Source organism: Gammaproteobacteria bacterium, assembly GCA_030949385.1.
In the GTDB taxonomy this organism is placed as follows: domain Bacteria; phylum Pseudomonadota; class Gammaproteobacteria; order JAUZRS01; family JAUZRS01; genus JAUZRS01.
In genome coordinates this window covers 221,416-237,647 of sequence record JAUZSP010000006.1, presented here as the reverse complement: position 1 = coordinate 237,647, position 16,232 = coordinate 221,416, and the positions used below count along the sequence as shown (strand labels likewise).

Genomic DNA, 16,232 nt, shown 5'->3' with positions numbered 1-16,232 from the left:
GTTACGACCTACGGCAATAACTGCGGCGCAGTGCTGTTGGAAGCAGAAAATAGGTTCATCATGCTGGCACCCAGACGATCAGAAAAGCGCGTTAACAGATCATCGCTTTCAGTGAAGTTGACTATTTTTTCCTCACCCACCACATCTCTGGCCACTTCATTGACATTGGCCAACGCATCCACCAACCCTTTTTTTACCCCTTCAGCGCCACTCCAGATCAGACCACTGAACAGCAAAGGGTCATCCTGAAGGCGATCCCCTCGCCCCTCTTTGACTTTGTCGATGAACTGCTGGTGAATTTCATTCAACAACGTCTCAATGTGGGCGCTCTGCTCGGCTTTTTGCGGCAGAAACGGATCCAACAACGCCTTATTGCTGCCTGCGGTCAACAGACGACGCTCCACTCCCAAGGACTTCATCGCCTCAACAAAACCAAAACCGTCCATCCGTACCCCGATGGAACCCACAATGCTGGCCTGATCGGCGTAAATTTTATCGGCAGCCGACGCGATGTAATAGCCGCCCGAAGCACAAACATCGTCCACCACCGCATACAGCGGCGTTTCAGGGTACTTTTTACGCAAGCGACGCATCTCATCGTAAATAATACCCGACTGCACAGGGCTGCCGCCCGGACTGTTGATGCGCAAAATCACCGCCGCGCTGTTTTCATCCTCAAAGGCCGCCGTCAAGCCCTTAATGACTCGGTCTGCATCGGCCTTCTGGCCGCGTGCAATCACCCCTTCCAGATCCACCACCGCCGTGTGTTTGCCGCTCTCAATGGGCTCGGCTAGCCATTCAGGTTCAGCAATCATCAGCAAAACCGTGATCAAATAACTGAACATCAGAAGTTTGAAAAAAATACCCCAACGCCGAGAACGCCGTTGCTCCGTCAGCGCCGATGACGCCAAACGGGTAATCAACTCTTGTTGCCACTCTTGATCTTTTTCCTTCTCACTCATACTTAAAACTCACTTGTAATTTAATCCAGTTCAGCAGCCGCTTTCGCAGCCTGCCGCACCCAAGGTCTGCAACCACGCGGGCAACGCACGCACATCCTGCAACACACCCACAGGCTTACAATCCCAGAGACGATCCACCTCATGTGCGCCACACGCCACACCTAGCCCATCCACTTTGGCCGCCCGCGCCATATTCAAGTCGTACTCCGTATCGCCAATTAACAAGGTCTCATCAGGGCGGAAATCCAACTCCTGCATCAACTCAAACAACATCATGGGATCGGGCTTGGAACAGGTCTCCTCAGCGGTGCGGGTGGCGTGAAACAGCCCTTTCATCTCCGTTTCCGCCAACACTTTACGCAGACCCGCTGTGCCTTTGCCGGTGGCCACTGCCAACCAGTAGCCCTCTTCCAGCAGTTCGTCCAAAACCGCCCGCACACCCGGAAACAGCCTTGATGGCGTTTGATTCTGATGAAAAAACTGCTCACGATACGCGTCCCGCACCGCCTGCACAAACACGCCGCTCTGCTGTGGAAACAACGCTTGAATCGCCTCTTTGAGACCCAAACCGATGATGTTGCGCACCTGTGCATCGCTGCGCACTTCTCCACCCGCATCGGCGATGGCCGCCTGCATCGAGGAGATGATCAACGCTTGCGAATCCATCAACGTACCGTCCCAATCAAACACCAATAATTTATAATCGGCCATACATTCTTAATCCAATTTATTTAACAGACGTTCCAGCGCATCGGGTAATGGCGCACGAAACTCAAACGGTTTGTACAAGGTAAAACTCAAACGCTCCGCATGCAAAAAGAGTCGTTTCAAACCCAACTTTTTCAGTTGACGGTTAAACCCCCTGTTGCCGTATTTTTGATCACCCGCCAGAGGCTGGCCAAAATGAGTCGCATGAACCCGAATTTGGTGAGTGCGACCGGTTTTAATCTCCACATCCACCAACGTCGCCTGCTCAAAACGGCGCAGCGGTTTAAAAAAGCTCAACGCCTCTTTGCCCTCCGCCGAGACCATCACCATGCGTTCACCGCCGCGCACGCTGTTTTTCTGCAACGGCGCGTCAATGGTCTTAATCCCCCCCTGCCAAGCACCTTGTAGCAAGGCCAAATAATGTTTTTCAACCCCATCGCCTTTGAGCTTTTCATTCAGACTCAACAAAGTCTCACGCTCTTTGGCAATCAATAGACAACCACTGGTGTCACGATCCAGACGATGCACCAGCTCCAAAAAATCGCCCTCGTCTCGCAACGAACGTAACACCTCAATGACCCCAAACTCAATGCCACTACCCGCATGAACCGCCATGCCCGAGGGTTTGTTTAGAACTAAAAAACGCTCATCTTCGTACAACACCGCCTCTTTAAGCTGTACTTGCATAGAGTACGGCACCTCACCCTTTTTGCGCTCTTCAATTCTCACCGGCGGAATGCGCACTTTATCCTCTAACTGCAAACGATAGGTCGGCTTTATGCGCCCACCGTTCACCCGCACCTCTCCCTTACGCAAAATACGGTAGATGCGACTTTTGGGTACGCCTTTCAACTCCGTGAGCAAAAAGTTATCAATACGCTGACCGGCATTATTTGCATCGATTTGAAGCAAACGAACCGTTGCTGAAGGTTGACTGTTTTCCATGACGCGGATGATAACAATTCACACAGAGGTTTGAAGCATTTTGTTATCACTGATATAGTCCACTGTGGATTTTATCCAATCGTGTATTGGCTAAAACAGACGCAGTAGCGTCTTCAGTGGGTCACAATTATTATAAGCTTGTCATTCGATGCAGCTAAAACTCGAAAACAAGCCAAATCAATAGGCCGAGTTACCCCCCTGATTCCTCTGCGTACTTTGGCATAGATTAACGTATGCAGGAAAAAACTTCGCTTTTGGAGCCAACCGTGCATGGTTAGCTCCACGAAACAGAACCGATTTTCAGCACTCTCCAGCCAATGGAGCCTGCCAATAACAACGTACACCGTTTCAAACCGGTGATTTTTATGATGAATTTTTACGACGCCTTCACGCTTTGGTCCTTTTGCCTCCTCGGTGGTTTTCTGCTGCCCGTGGCAAACGTTGCGCTGCGCCCATTCAACTCAGCACGAGAGAATGTATCAGCGGATTTTTCCGCTTTGGCGACCGCCCTGACTGATCGTTTACGGTGTCCAACGGATCGTAAAACCCATGAAAAGAATGCTCATCAATGCCACGCAACAAGAAGAGTTGCGTGTCGCCATCGTCGATGGCCAAAAACTCGACAACCTCGACATCGAACACTGCTCACGAGAACAGAAAAAGTCCAACATCTACAAAGCGGTCATCACCCGCATCGAACCCAGCTTGGAAGCGGTGTTTGTGGACTACGGTGCCGAACGCCACGGCTTTTTGCCCTTTAAAGAAGTCGCACGCAGCTACCTCTCGCCTGAAGCCCTCAAAGGCAGCGGTCGCCCTGCGGTCAAAGACGGCATTAAAGAAGGCCAAGAGCTGGTCGTACAGGTGGAAAAAGAGGAGCGCGGCAACAAAGGCGCAGCTCTCACCACCTTTATCAGCCTCGCTGGGCGTTATCTCGTCCTGATGCCCAACAACCCCCGTGCTGGCGGCATCTCCCGTCGCATTGAAGGCAAAGAACGCTCCGATCTGCGTCAAGCCATGGCGCAAATGGACATCCCCGAAGGCATGGGCACCATCGTTCGTACCGCCGGAGTCGGTCGCACCGGTGAAGAGTTGCAGTGGGACCTGAACTACCAGATGGAAATCTGGAACTCAATCCATAAAGCCTCCGAAGAGGCCAGCGCCCCCTTTCTGATTTATCAAGAAAGCAACGTCATTATTCGCGCCTTACGGGATCATTTCCGCAAAGAAATCAGTGAAATTCTCATTGATCACCCCGCCACTTACGATCAAGCGCGTGAATTTGTTGAACAGTGCATGCCTCACAATCTACGCAAACTGAAGTTCTACGACGACAGCATTCCGCTCTTCAACCGCTTTCAGATCGAAACTCAAATCGAATCGGTCTTCCAACGCGAAGTCAGTCTTCCCTCCGGCGGTGCCATTGTTATCGACCACACCGAAGCATTGATCGCCATTGACATCAACTCCGCCCGTGCCACCAAAGGCGCAGACATCGAAGAAACCGCCACCAACACCAACCTCGAAGCGGCGGACGAAATTGCCCGCCAACTGCGGTTACGTGACTTGGGTGGCTTGGTGGTGATTGATTTTATCGACATGATGAACAACAAAAACCAACGTGCCGTTGAGAGCCGCATTAAAGACGCACTGCAACTGGATCGAGCACGGGTACAGATTGGTCGCATCTCCCGTTTCGGTTTGTTAGAGATGTCACGCCAACGGCTGCGCCCCTCTTTGGGCGAAGGCTCCGAAATGACCTGTCCCCGTTGCAGCGGTCACGGCACCATCCGCGACGTTGAATCCTTAGCGTTGGCCATTTTGCGCCTCATGGACGAAGAGACCATGAAGGAAAACACCGCCCGCGTCATTGCCCAGATGCCAATCTCAGTAGCAACCTATCTGCTAAATGAAAAGCGCGATCAAATTGCCGAGATTGAAAAACGCAATAACTCTCGTCTAATGGTCGTTCCCAATCCCGATATGGAGACGCCTCACTACTCTGTCGAACGCATTCGCCAAAACGAAGGCGAACACGTCAGTGATGGCAAATCGAGCCATGAATTGGCCGACATTAAACGGGAAACCTACCAACCGAGCGCCAACGAAGCGCCCAAACCGCCCGTTGAGCAACCGGCAGTCAAAGGCGTTTCTCCAGAACTGCCTGCCCCAGCTCCGGCTCCAACACCTGCACCTGCACCTGCTCCAGTCGCGCCAACGCCAGCAACCGTGCCCACTCCAGTGGCAGCTCCTCCGGCGGCAAACTCTCCACCACCTGGAGTAATCAGCCGTCTCTGGACAGCTCTGGTCGGCAGCGAAACAACACCAGCCGAAAGCACTCCAACCACGACTGAAGCGCCAACGGCTCCGGCTGCACGACCACAACGCAGTTCACCGCAACGTCGAGGTCGTAACAACGGTCGTCCAAACCAAAGTCGCCGCCGTGAGGGTCGCAACAACGAAGGTCGACCACCCGCACGCAACGCAGACGGTGGCCGAAGTGAAAACAGCCGTGGTAAACGCGGCCAGATGCCCCCACCCAGCGATGACCGTCAACAAGCGCAAAATTTGTTGCGTAGCAAAGCAGCTGCGGCTCAAGAAGCACAGCAGAAAGGCAGCAAAAACACCCCTCCCACTCCCGTTGTTCAAGACGAGGTCGAGGTAACTGCGATTGCAACCACAACCGAGACAGCGGCGACAAACACACCCGTTCAAGAAAATAGCAACAAACCGAACGGACGTCGTACCCGTCGAGGTCGCCGTCGTCGCAGTGGTCAAGATCGCAACAAGAGCGCAGATGCAGAACAGCAGCAGAACAGCGAGGAAGATAACCTAAACCAAGAAACGCTTGAGACCACTCCAGCGCCCGTTCAAGCAGCCACCCCAACCGTGCAAGCGGCTGTGGAAACAGAAGAAAAAACACCCCCAACGGCTTCTGAGCCGGACGTTCAGGCAGAAAAAGCCAGCGCCCCAACCTCCGACCCCATCCGTGTCTCTGCACGCCAACCGAGCGAATTAAGCAGCTCGGTTAGATCTCTGGCGATGGAAAAAGAAGGGAAGAAAAAAGCCCATCAAGAACAAGACAACGCCACTGATGATGCAGCGGATGAGAAGCAGCCGTTGAATAACGACAACGTCGATCCTATTGCCTCTGAGCCAAAAAAATCGAGTCGCAACCGCCGCTCACGCGGTCGCAGAAACAGCTCAAACGGAGACAATAATGGCAATGTGCAGGAGAAAAACGCTGACGCAGCGGAGCAATCCCCACAAACGACTTCCGTAAACAACACCTCAGAAGGAGAGCAGCCTACAACGGCTCCCATAGCAGAACCAGTTGTCGAAAAAACCGAAGCCGCTGCACAAGCACAAGCCGCTGCACAAGCCGAAGCCGCTGCACAAGCCGAAGCCACGGCACAAGCCGAAGCCACGGCACAAGCCGAAGCCACGGCACAAGCCGAAGCCACGGCACAAGCCGAAGCCACGGCACAAGCCGAAGCCACGGCACAAGCCGAAGCCACGGCACAAGCCGAAGCCACGGCACAAGCCGAAGCCACTGCACAAGCCGAAGCCACTGCACAAGCCGAAGCCACTGCACAAGCCGAGGCCGCTGCACAAGCCGAGGCCGCTGCACAAGCCGAGGCCGCTGCACAAGCCGAAGCCGCTGCAAAAGCCGAGGCCGCTGCAAAAGCCGAGGCCGCTGCAAAAGCCGAGGCCGCTGCAAAAGCCGAGGCCGCTGCAAAAGCCAAAAAGGCCAGAGCAGCCAAAAAGGCTAAGAAAGAAAAGGCTGAAAAGGCTGAAAAGGCTGAAAAAGTTATCGAAATCAAAGCCGGGCTGTACAAAGCCAAACCCGCAGAAAGTTTAGATACGGCAACCCCACCTCAAACAGAGAAAAAAGACGACAAAGCGGAGTAAGTTAACTCCGCCGTAAAACGGTCTAGTCGAGGCAATCTCGGCTAGAGTTCTGCCTGTTGCAACACCTTCATCAAACGCTCATGCTGCAACGACTTACCAATAAACACCAACTTTGTCTGAGGCGTTTCCGCCTGCCACAAACGATCAAAGTGAACCTCTAAACGCTCACCCACCACCTGCAACACCTGCCGCATCGGTTTATTCGCCAACGCCACAAACCCTTTCACTCGATAAATCTGCTCATCAATCAATAACTGCTTAATCACAGTCTGCAATTTTTCACCGTCCACCACCCCCAAGGTCAACACATGGGAATCAAATTTTTCATGCGCGTGTTCATGATGTCCACCGTGCGCATGATGATGATCATGATGGGTGTGTAACGCTTCAATCTGCTCTTCTGCTGCGGCATTGATCCCCATCACCACATCCAGTGACGCCTCGCCGTGATTGATGTAGCTGATTTTTACCGAACTGGACACCTTAGCCAAAACGGTTTTTTCCACCTGCTTGCGCTGAGCATCGTTCAACAGATCATTTTTACTCACAATCACCAAATCCGCTGCACTGAGCTGATCATCCAACAACTCTTGCAGATCAGGATCGTGATTAAGGCTCTCATCGGCACGGCGCTGCGCTTCAACCCGCTCCACATCATCGGCAAAGCGCCCTTCTGCCACCGCCGGTCCGTCCACCACCGTGATCACCGCATCCACCGTGCAATGCTGTTTAATCTCCGGCCAATTAAAGGCCTGCACCAACGGTTTGGGCAGCGCCAAACCACTGGTCTCAATCAGAATATGGTCGATCTCATCCCGACGGCGCACCAGCTCCTGCATCACCGGCAAAAACTCCTCTTCCACCGTGCAACAGATGCAGCCATTGGCCAGCTCATAAATGCCATTTTTAGCACTGGTTACAGCGCCCTCCTGACCCTCATCGCACTCCAAGGGGCAGTTACGCAGCAAATCGGCATCAATGTCCAACTCACCAAACTCATTGACGATCACCGCAATGCGTTTGCCGTTGGCCTGTTTCAACATCTGCGACAACAGCGTGGTTTTGCCACTGCCCAGAAACCCCGTCACCACCGTGGCAGGGATTTTATTTAATTGCATATTCTGCTCCTTAGAACGTTAATATTGTCCTCCGCACCTTTATCTCAGGCACCACGAAAACAATCTTACTCAGTTAAGATAAACTTACTTTTTAGCGCCCGGGGCCTGGAAACCATCAGGAGTTTGCCCCATATCCCCTTCGCCAAAAAAGAAACCCAGCATGTGCTGCTCAATCACACCGACACTGCGAGGGTCAGCGGTGCTCAGGCCGTTTTCATTGATGATCATGGTCAGACGCTCCAGCCACTTCTGCCAACCTTCTTTAGAGACGTTTTCAAAGATTCGTATGCCTAATTCACCAGAGTGAGGCACGTTATCAAGCGCCTCTGCTTCGTGTTTTAACACCACACAATTGACTTTATTCATTGTATTTCACCTTCAACTTTAATAAAAATTCCATTGCATAACGGCCATTTATGCCGTTCAATCCAAGAACTGCGAGCATCCTATCCAACTTTGCCATCAATACTCGCCACCTGTTCGTATTTTTTTAGCACGATGCCTTCATCACCACAACAGTCCGATGAAGCGCACTTTTTCACTTGATGCAAATCCTCAGCTGAACCGCTTAAATAGGCTTCCAGTGGCAAATTGCCCTCAGCACAATCGCAGCCTTTATCTGCTTCCAGATAGACGTTGTTCAAACCCACGGCAAGGCCATTGTCGTATGCGGTCTGCATGATCGGGCGCGGTGTGGGCGGCACATCAGAGAGCTTGTAAGCAGGGAAAAATTTGGTGATGTGCCACGGGCTATCAGCGCCCAAATTGTCTCGAATCCACTCAGCAATGGCTTTCAACTCCGCTGGATCGTCGTTTTTACCTGGAATGATGTTGGTGCGCGTCTCCACGTGAATGCCCAACTGAGCGGCTTTTTTGATGCTGCCCAAGACCTGCGAAACCTTGGCCGTCGGACAGATGTCGTGATAAAAATCATCACTCAAGCTTTTGATGTCAGAACAAAGCACATCCAGATAAGGTGCTATCAGCTCCAGTGCTTCGTCGGTAACAAAACTATTGGAGACATAGACCGTATACAGCCCCGCCTCTTTAGCCAGTTTAGCCGTATCCAAGACGTACTCCAACCAAACCGCCGGTTCCGAGTAGGTAAAGGCGATGCCCTGCGCACCGCTGCGCAACGTCGCCGCCACCATCTCCGCAGGGGTGACGTAAGCGGCTTTGGACTCACCCTTGGCCAGATCATCCAGCGCCGTCACGCCCCAAGAGATCTCCAGATTATGGCAACCACCGCAGCGGAAATTACAGCCGTAGCTGCCAATAGAGAGCACCTCGGTACCAGGACGAAAATGACGCACCGGCTTGCCCTCAATCGGGCCTTTGTCCATCGCAGAGATGATGCCGTAGGAAAGGTTATAAAGCGTACCGTGGCGATTGACGTGCGCCTGACAAAACCCGCGCTGACCGTGTTTCAATTTGCAGTGCCAAAGACAGAGGTTGCAGCGGGTCAGGCCGTTGTCCAACTTCTCTTGCAGACGGGTTTCCACCAGCTGGTAATCACTCTGGTTGGGGGGGGCAACGTTCATAACAGACTCTCCAAAAAAAGGGCTGCCTCATCGGCAGTGGAATTCCCGACAATTCTACTGGGTTAAAAGCGAGAAACCCACAAAAAAGCCGCTGACTCAACGAAAAAAACGTTGTTGCAGCGGCTCAAGCCACACCAGAAATCGGTCTAGGAGGATCAGATCATCACAGAGAGTCTAAAATAATTGCACCAATCTGCTCAATGTCCTCCAGCGTAAAGGTCAACGGCAGACGCAAATCACAGGTGTAAGAAATGATTTCAGCGGTGTTGTGCATCGCAGGAACCTCCTCAAAGGAGTATTTCCAATTACGAAAATCCCGAGCATTTTCCAGCGTACCAAAAATTTGTATGACCACCCCACGAGCAGCAGTTTTAGCAATAAAGCGCTCTTTTTTAGCTTGATCAAAACCCAGCAAGGTGAACTGCAAACTGTCACCGACGTTCTCCGTTCCCACCACGGGTGCGGGAATATCCAATTTAACCGACACCGACAGAATCTCAATGATGCGTTCATATTTATTTTTGTATGAGGCAATGCGTTCATCAATCAAGGCCACCTGAGGCCGCAGCACGGCGGCAATCAAGTTGTTCATCCGCAAACTGAAATTAGGCACCTGAAATTTGATGGCCTCAAATAACTGATCGTCCGCCGGTCGGGCCAGATGTTTTTTATACAACTGTTCGTAAGAACCGGCGGCCAAGATGCAATAGGCGGCCAATTGATCGTCATTGGTGGCAATAAAGCCACCCTCTCCCGAGTTCAACATTTTATGTGATTGGCTGCTGTAACAGGCAATTTCACAATGATGCCCCACAAACCCCTCTTTGTTGCCGTGGTTGTCGGTGTTCCAACGTTTGCCCAAGCCGTGCGCACAATCTTCAATAAGGCGAATATGATGCTCATCACAGAGGGTTTTGATTTTATCCAACTCAGCAACGTGGCCTCGCATATGCGACAAGATGAAGTAGTTAATATCAGGGTTCGCTTCGATTTGAGCATTCAAGCTCTGCAAGTCAACCACATATTGACGCGTACACTCCACGTACACCGGCACCCCACCTGCGTGAACAATGCTGCTAGGGACGGCTGTAAAGGTAAAGGCGTTGGTGAGAACCTTATCCCCCTGCTTGATGCCCATCGCCTTAAGTGCAATAAACATCGCACTGCCGCAGGAGTTCACCGCAACGGCGTATTTATGCCCCGTATAATCACAAAACACCTGCTCTAATTTAGAAACTTCACTGGCATCCGCAGGCAATCCATCATCGCTTTTATGCGCCTCATCCACATGACCATAACGATACAACATGCCGTGTTTCATCAGCGCCACAGCAGCGTCAATGGCCTCATCAGGAATTGGATTAGGTGTATCAAAACTTTTAGTAAACATAAAAACCAGTCAAACCTCATTGTTAAAATATTATTTACCAACCGATCATTGTGCCACATTGCACTTAATTGGGACAAAAAAACATAAAAAAAGCCCCGTAAAAACGGGGCTTCATCAATTCAACCGATAAAAAAGGGTTGTTATGCAACAAACTGGCGGCGCAACACAGCAGCCCCCAGCAACATCAGCAACAACATCGGCGCAGTAGAGCCACCAAAGCCTTCATCGTCGTCGTCATCATCCCCTGAAGCACTGCTGACCGAATCCACAGCCGATCCTCCTGAACTCAACACCCGACTGCTGATGTAGGATGCAATCTGAGTGGACTCTGCACTGGTGGAATACTGCGTACCGTGCTGCTTGCTGATTTCACTGGCAGAGGTACCACTGGCAATGTCTTGTCGGTCGTTAATCGGATCTGCACCGTGACAACCCGCACATTTACTGGCATAAAGCGCAGCACCACCGCTGCTCGTACCCGTTACTGGCGTTGTTGCCGTACCAACACGACTGCTGATATAGGCTGCCAAATCAACGGCATCAGCTGATACAACAAAGCTGTGAGTACTGGTAATAACCAATGCAGAAATGCCGTTGGCAACGTTCAATCCATTGTTTATCGGATCTCCACCGTGACAATTTGCACACCCAGCCGCATAAAGAACTTGTCCGTTAGCACTGCTGCCTGTTGTGCTTGTCCCCGTCGCTGGAGTTGTTGTCGTTGTACCCGTTACTGGAGTGGTTGCCGTACCGACACGACTGCTGATGTAAGCAGCTAAATTCAATGCATCGGCTGCACCCACAAAAGCATGTTGGGTAGTAATGATGCCCGCTGAGGTGCCATTAGCAACTTTTAGAGTATTAGTCACCGGATCGGCACCATGACAACTCGCACAACTCGCCACATAGAGTGTTTGTCCAGTAGCACTGCTGCCTGTTGCAGCGTTACCCGTTGTAGTTGGTGCAGTCGTCGTTGTCGTGGTTACCGGCACAGCCATCATATCGTTCGCCACACTGCGAACACGCTGATTGTTGCTGTCCGCAAAATAAAGCACCCCCGCACTGTCCACTGCTAAACCGACCGGCAAATCAATCTCAGCCAAACGCCCCTGACCACCATCACCAGAAAAACCACCGACACCCAGTGAACTGCCCACTCCGGCAACCACGGTCACCAGTTGTGTTGCAACGTCCCACTTCAACACTCGATTGTGCCCCACATCACTGATGTAAAGATTGCCTGCACTGTCCAAAACCAAGTCCGTGGGGGTTTTCAAATTCGCTTGCGCACCTGTGATACCAGGGTTAGCAAAATTATAGAAGGTCTTCCCTGTGCCACCGGCAACAGTAAACAAGGTTGCAGGAGCTGCACTCAAATCAATCACCCGCACCCGCTGAGCCAAAGGCTCAGCCACAAACAGCTTAGTACCGTTAATGGCCAACCCCTGCGGGCTGTTCAAGGCCGTAGCGGCCGCATCCAGCGCCAACACCGTAGAGGTTGCAGGCGTGACACTGACATCCACCTTTAAAATTTGATTGGCACCGGCATCGGCAACATAAACCATGCCCGTGTCATCCACCGTCACCCCTTGTGGGTCGGTCAGCTGGGTGCCATCCAGCACCACTGTAACCAGACCGGTGGCCAGCTCCAAACGCTTCAGTGATTGATTATTCTGATCAATGATGTAGAGATTACCGACGTTATCCAAAGCCAGATCAGAAGGTAGATTAAACACCGCCGTGGTGCCGTCACCGGCCAGAGTGGTTACCACCCCATTTTGAATGCTGCGAATGCTGTGAGAATCAGACAGATACAAGGTGCTACTGACACCGTCCAGCGCCAAAGCCATTGGCGCACTAAATTGCGCCACACTCAAAGCACCGTCCTGATGGCCATTGGTACCTGAACCGGCAAACGTGCTGATGGTGCCCGCCAAAGCAGCCCCACTCAGCAAACAACCCAAAGTCAAAGCAACAAACTGTCGTGATCGTTTCAATGTAAACATAATCATGCTCCCTAAAAAATTTTATGGTTTCCGTACCTAAATGCCAACTGAAAACCAGCCAACACCGACAGACGCAAACAAAACTAGCATGAAGGGTAAGTTTAAAACCTTACCCTTAGGTTAAAACCCTTAAGGAAATACTAATAGTGTGAACCAGTTCTAAAAATTCATGCCAATTTTCAAGTTAAGACTAAAAAACCCTTAAAGCCAGAACGGGTATAATGCCCCTCCCCAAACTGATGAGAAACGGCTTGTGAAGCTCCTGTTGCGTTTTATTCCCTTACTGCTGGTAATCGCTATGGGTATATGGATTACCCAACCCAACGATTTTGTTATTCTAAGACCTCGCCTCGGTGTACCGGCTGTTCAGTTAGCTGGAGAGACCTTTGAAATCGTGGTTAAACAAACTCAACCCTTTGGCCAACGACAGTGGCAAGCGATGCTGCAACGCCCGCATCAAGACGATGTAATCTTACCCATCGAAAGCGAACGTCAACAGGGAGCCAAGCGCATTTTAACCGTCCGCATTCCCACCGAGGCGCACAACGGCGCTTACAGCCTGCAACTCAGCCAAGGCGAGCAATACAATCGACAAATTAAAGCAGTACACATTAAAACCTCTTTTGATAACAACGTCCGCTTTATCCATCTGGCCGATCAAGAGGGCATTGTCGGTGACGAAGAACGCTACACTCGCATGTTGCAGCAAATAGAGGAGATCAACCTGATCAACCCCGACTTTGTCTTGATCAGTGGCGACATTGCCGGTAACGGACGCTGGCCTGAATACCAACGCATGAAAGAAATTTTAGCCAAACTTGATGCCCCCGTTGTGGTCGCGCCTGGCAACCACGAATACCGAGGTTGGGGCGGTTATCTGGCCACCTTTGCCTACCCCTATCATCAGGTGGACATCGGCAATTACAGCATTTTGAGCCTCAACTCCAGCCACGGACGCGATCAACTGACTCAATCTCAATACCGCTGGGTGCGCGCTCAACTAAAACAACACCGCACCCAAGTTAACTTGGTACAGATGCACCACCCGATGTTTTTTCGGCGCAATTTAATCGGCATGCGTGACGAATTGGTCAACGAGTTTAACCACTATCAAGTACCGGCGGTGTTTGCCGGACACTGGCACAGCGACGCTATTTTTAACAACAAAGGCGAACGCCAGATGTTGAGTTACATCTTTCCTGGCACCAAATACATCATCACCACCGCCGCTGCCGCTGGCGCACGCCCCTCCGATGCCGTCGCCCCACCCCACAACGGTTACCGCTTGGTGCGAATGCTGGGCAATCAAATTCGCAACTACAGCACCGATTTTGACGGTGACGGTTACCGCGATGCCGACAGCTCCATTCCCAGTGGAAAAATACAGATCAACACACAGGCCGACGGCAGCATCAATGTCATTAACGCCCTCTACGAAGATTTTAAACGCGCCACCGTCACGCTCAGCGCCCCAGCGGATCAAAAGATCTCCGCTGTTAACTACGGCCACATTGTGCAAATCATCTCGGCAGGAAAACAAAAACAGTATCAGATCGAATTTGATCTGCCCGCCGACAGCCGCATCACCCTGAAACTGCGCACCCAAAAAGAGCTCAAACTGTGATCCATCACTTGCTGGCACTGCAATTCACCCTACTCTATCTGCCTCTGACCTATATTGCCTTGGGGGTCTACGGTTCCAATTTTAAGGGTCTCATCGGCGCCGCCTATTTGGCTCCTCTACTGCTGATTCCGCTGCTGCAACGCATGTTAAAAAACCGTAGCCACCAATTAAGCCAGCCTTGGGTAACGATTCTGCTGCCCTTGATCGGCACCCTCAGCGCCCTACTGCTCTATTCTCCACTGCATTTACACCACTGGGACGAATACTCAGTACGCCAAGCGCTGCTCACCGGTCTGCTTGGCATCGTCTCCTACCTTATTGCCTACAGTTCAGCGCTACAGCTGAAAAAACCCAGCAGCCAGCAACTCTTTAGCGCGTTATTGATCCTCGCGTTTTGCTGGAGTTTGAGTTGGTACTCTCCTCTGGCCGGATTTTTTATGCTGGCGCTTATTTTTTCCCTCTCCCCTTTTGCACACGTTCAAAGACTGCAACCGCTGACCCTCAAACCTCTAGCGGAACTCTCCGCCGTGCTCAGTTACAGTTTAATGTTGCTGATTTTCGATCTCACCATGGTCGTATGGGACTACCAAGAGATGCAGCAATGGGCGCTGCACTTTACCGTTGCCCTACTGGCCATCGCCCTGAGCATGCTGTTTCTGCGCTCGATCCTCTTCAACATACTCATTCTACTGGCGGCGATCAGCAATTTTATCTACTGCATCTTAGTCCCCAGTTATCTGCTCAATCTAAGCCACAGTGCTCTGGCGGGGCTGGCCATTGGTGTGCTGTTGTTTTACCGCAGCTTAGATCAAACAGGAAAACTCAACCCACAAAGCTGGATCAGCCTAAGCCTGCCAGTCTTCGGAGGCTTTTTTCTCAGCTTTGCCTTCTACCACAACCTGCCAATACTCGCCTATCGTTGGTTGTTGGTCATCCCTTTGCTTCTCTTGCTACGGCGTTATTACAAACGCAACATCGCTTAAGCAAAGAGAACAACAGAAGGAAAAACAGGCTATTAAGCGAGATTTAAGCGGTGGCTGATTTAATCAGAGCAGTATAAAAAGCGGCAGACAACAACAGATTAACGTACATTACGGCCTCTATTAGCGAAATCTGGCTTAGCCAGCAGGTAACATTGACACCCATTAAACCCACTTTGATACTATTTTTTAGAGATTGAAAGGAACTATTTTGAGCAATGCATTAAAAGTCGGCGTCTTTGTCGATGCTGAAAACATTAAACTCAATGGCGGCTATCAACTGCGTTACGACGTACTGCGCAACTTTGCCGGACGTGACGGCGGCCACCTATTACGACTCAACACCTATCTGGCCTTTGATAAAGACCGCGCCAAAGAGGACATTGAATACAAGAAAAAATCCGATGCCTATCAGCAGATGGTGCGTGATTTTGGCTGGAAGATCATCGTCAAATTTGTCCGTCGTTACACCGACGATGAGGGCAACGTCACCACCAAAGCCAACGCCGACCTCGATTTGGCTGTGGATGCCATGTTGCAAGCCGAAAACCTCGACTCCATTTTGCTGGTCACCGGTGACGGCGACTTCTTACAAGTCGTCACCGCACTGCAAAATCGCGGCTGCCGTGTAGAGCTACTGGCCTTTAAGAACATCTCGCGCCAACTGAAACGCCAAGTAGATGCCTTCTACTCTGGGTATCTGATCCCCAACTTGCTGCCCTACTCCTACGAACCCAACAACGAATGGGGCGAAGTCGGCTCCTGCGTGCGTGGGGTCTGTACCAAATGGTTCCCCGACAAAGGCTACGGCTTTTTACGCTTCATCAAACGTCTTGACCCCAACCTCTGGATCACCGATTCACGGGAAGAGAACTCACCTTATGAGAGCGTTTTTTGTCACGCCAACGAATTGGCCGAAGGGGTCAGCGTCGATGACCTGCTCAGCCGTGAAACCATCCTTGATTTTTACTTAGCCGAGAGCGATCAAAAAGACAACGGTAAAATCGCCACCAATGTGCGTTTGATCCACTCTACGGGGCGCTAACGTC

General features: G+C 51.4%; 12 protein-coding genes. 4 read left to right on the top strand and 8 right to left on the bottom strand.

Features of this window, described 5'->3' with window-relative positions; genetic code table 11:
* Positions 1–8 precede the first annotated feature (8 nt).
* From Q9O24_08485 to rluC, 3 genes are read right to left on the bottom strand one after another with little or no spacing between them, the layout of a single operon-like run.
* Positions 9–962, bottom strand: coding sequence for a S49 family peptidase (locus Q9O24_08485; GenBank protein ID MDQ7075170.1), 954 nt, complete (start codon positions 960–962; stop codon positions 9–11).
* 30 nt (positions 963–992) lie between these two features.
* Positions 993–1,673: an HAD-IA family hydrolase gene (locus Q9O24_08480; protein MDQ7075169.1), complete on the bottom strand. Its 681-nt coding sequence runs from the start codon at positions 1,671–1,673 to the stop codon at positions 993–995.
* Positions 1,674–1,679: 6 nt separating this feature from the next.
* A complete protein-coding gene (rluC, locus tag Q9O24_08475) occupies positions 1,680–2,615 on the bottom strand; it encodes a 23S rRNA pseudouridine(955/2504/2580) synthase RluC (protein ID MDQ7075168.1) in 936 nt (311 codons plus the stop codon).
* 549 nt (positions 2,616–3,164) lie between these two features.
* Between rluC and rne the strand changes: the two genes are divergently transcribed.
* Positions 3,165–6,524 carry a ribonuclease E gene (gene rne / locus Q9O24_08470; protein MDQ7075167.1) on the top strand — a complete coding sequence of 1,120 codons (3,360 nt, stop codon included), beginning with the start codon at positions 3,165–3,167 and terminating at the stop codon, positions 6,522–6,524.
* A 41-nt stretch (positions 6,525–6,565) separates the two neighbouring features.
* Here the strand turns inward: rne and cobW are convergent, their stop codons facing one another.
* The 5 genes from cobW to Q9O24_08445 form a co-directional block, all read right to left on the bottom strand.
* Positions 6,566–7,642 carry a cobalamin biosynthesis protein CobW gene (gene cobW, locus Q9O24_08465; protein ID MDQ7075166.1) on the bottom strand — a complete coding sequence of 359 codons (1,077 nt, stop codon included), beginning with the start codon at positions 7,640–7,642 and terminating at the stop codon, positions 6,566–6,568.
* An 84-nt stretch (positions 7,643–7,726) separates the two neighbouring features.
* On the bottom strand, positions 7,727–8,008 hold the full coding sequence (locus tag Q9O24_08460) for an oxidative damage protection protein (GenBank protein MDQ7075165.1): 282 nt from the start codon (positions 8,006–8,008) through the stop codon (positions 7,727–7,729).
* Between the two features lie 80 nt (positions 8,009–8,088).
* Positions 8,089–9,183 carry an AmmeMemoRadiSam system radical SAM enzyme gene (amrS, locus tag Q9O24_08455; protein ID MDQ7075164.1) on the bottom strand — a complete coding sequence of 365 codons (1,095 nt, stop codon included), beginning with the start codon at positions 9,181–9,183 and terminating at the stop codon, positions 8,089–8,091.
* A gap of 163 nt (positions 9,184–9,346) precedes the next feature.
* The gene (locus tag Q9O24_08450) at positions 9,347–10,573 is read right to left on the bottom strand and encodes an aminotransferase class I/II-fold pyridoxal phosphate-dependent enzyme (protein ID MDQ7075163.1); all 1,227 of its coding nucleotides are present in this window, start codon (positions 10,571–10,573) and stop codon (positions 9,347–9,349) included.
* A gap of 140 nt (positions 10,574–10,713) precedes the next feature.
* On the bottom strand, positions 10,714–12,579 hold the full coding sequence (locus Q9O24_08445; protein ID MDQ7075162.1) for a hypothetical protein: 1,866 nt from the start codon (positions 12,577–12,579) through the stop codon (positions 10,714–10,716).
* Positions 12,580–12,832: 253 nt separating this feature from the next.
* Here Q9O24_08445 and Q9O24_08440 point away from each other — a divergent pair, with 253 nt between their 5' ends.
* The 3 genes from Q9O24_08440 to Q9O24_08430 all read left to right on the top strand — a co-directional run bounded on the left by Q9O24_08440 (position 12,833) and on the right by Q9O24_08430 (position 16,228).
* Positions 12,833–14,203: a metallophosphoesterase gene (locus tag Q9O24_08440; GenBank protein ID MDQ7075161.1), complete on the top strand. Its 1,371-nt coding sequence runs from the start codon at positions 12,833–12,835 to the stop codon at positions 14,201–14,203.
* Positions 14,200–15,186 (top strand): hypothetical protein, encoded by a 987-nt coding sequence (locus tag Q9O24_08435; protein ID MDQ7075160.1) that lies wholly within the window; start codon positions 14,200–14,202, stop codon positions 15,184–15,186. Before Q9O24_08440 ends, Q9O24_08435 begins: the two co-directional genes overlap by 4 nt.
* Positions 15,187–15,394: 208 nt before the next feature.
* Positions 15,395–16,228 (top strand): NYN domain-containing protein, encoded by an 834-nt coding sequence (locus Q9O24_08430; GenBank protein MDQ7075159.1) that lies wholly within the window; start codon positions 15,395–15,397, stop codon positions 16,226–16,228.
* The last annotated feature ends 4 nt before the right edge of the window (positions 16,229–16,232 follow it).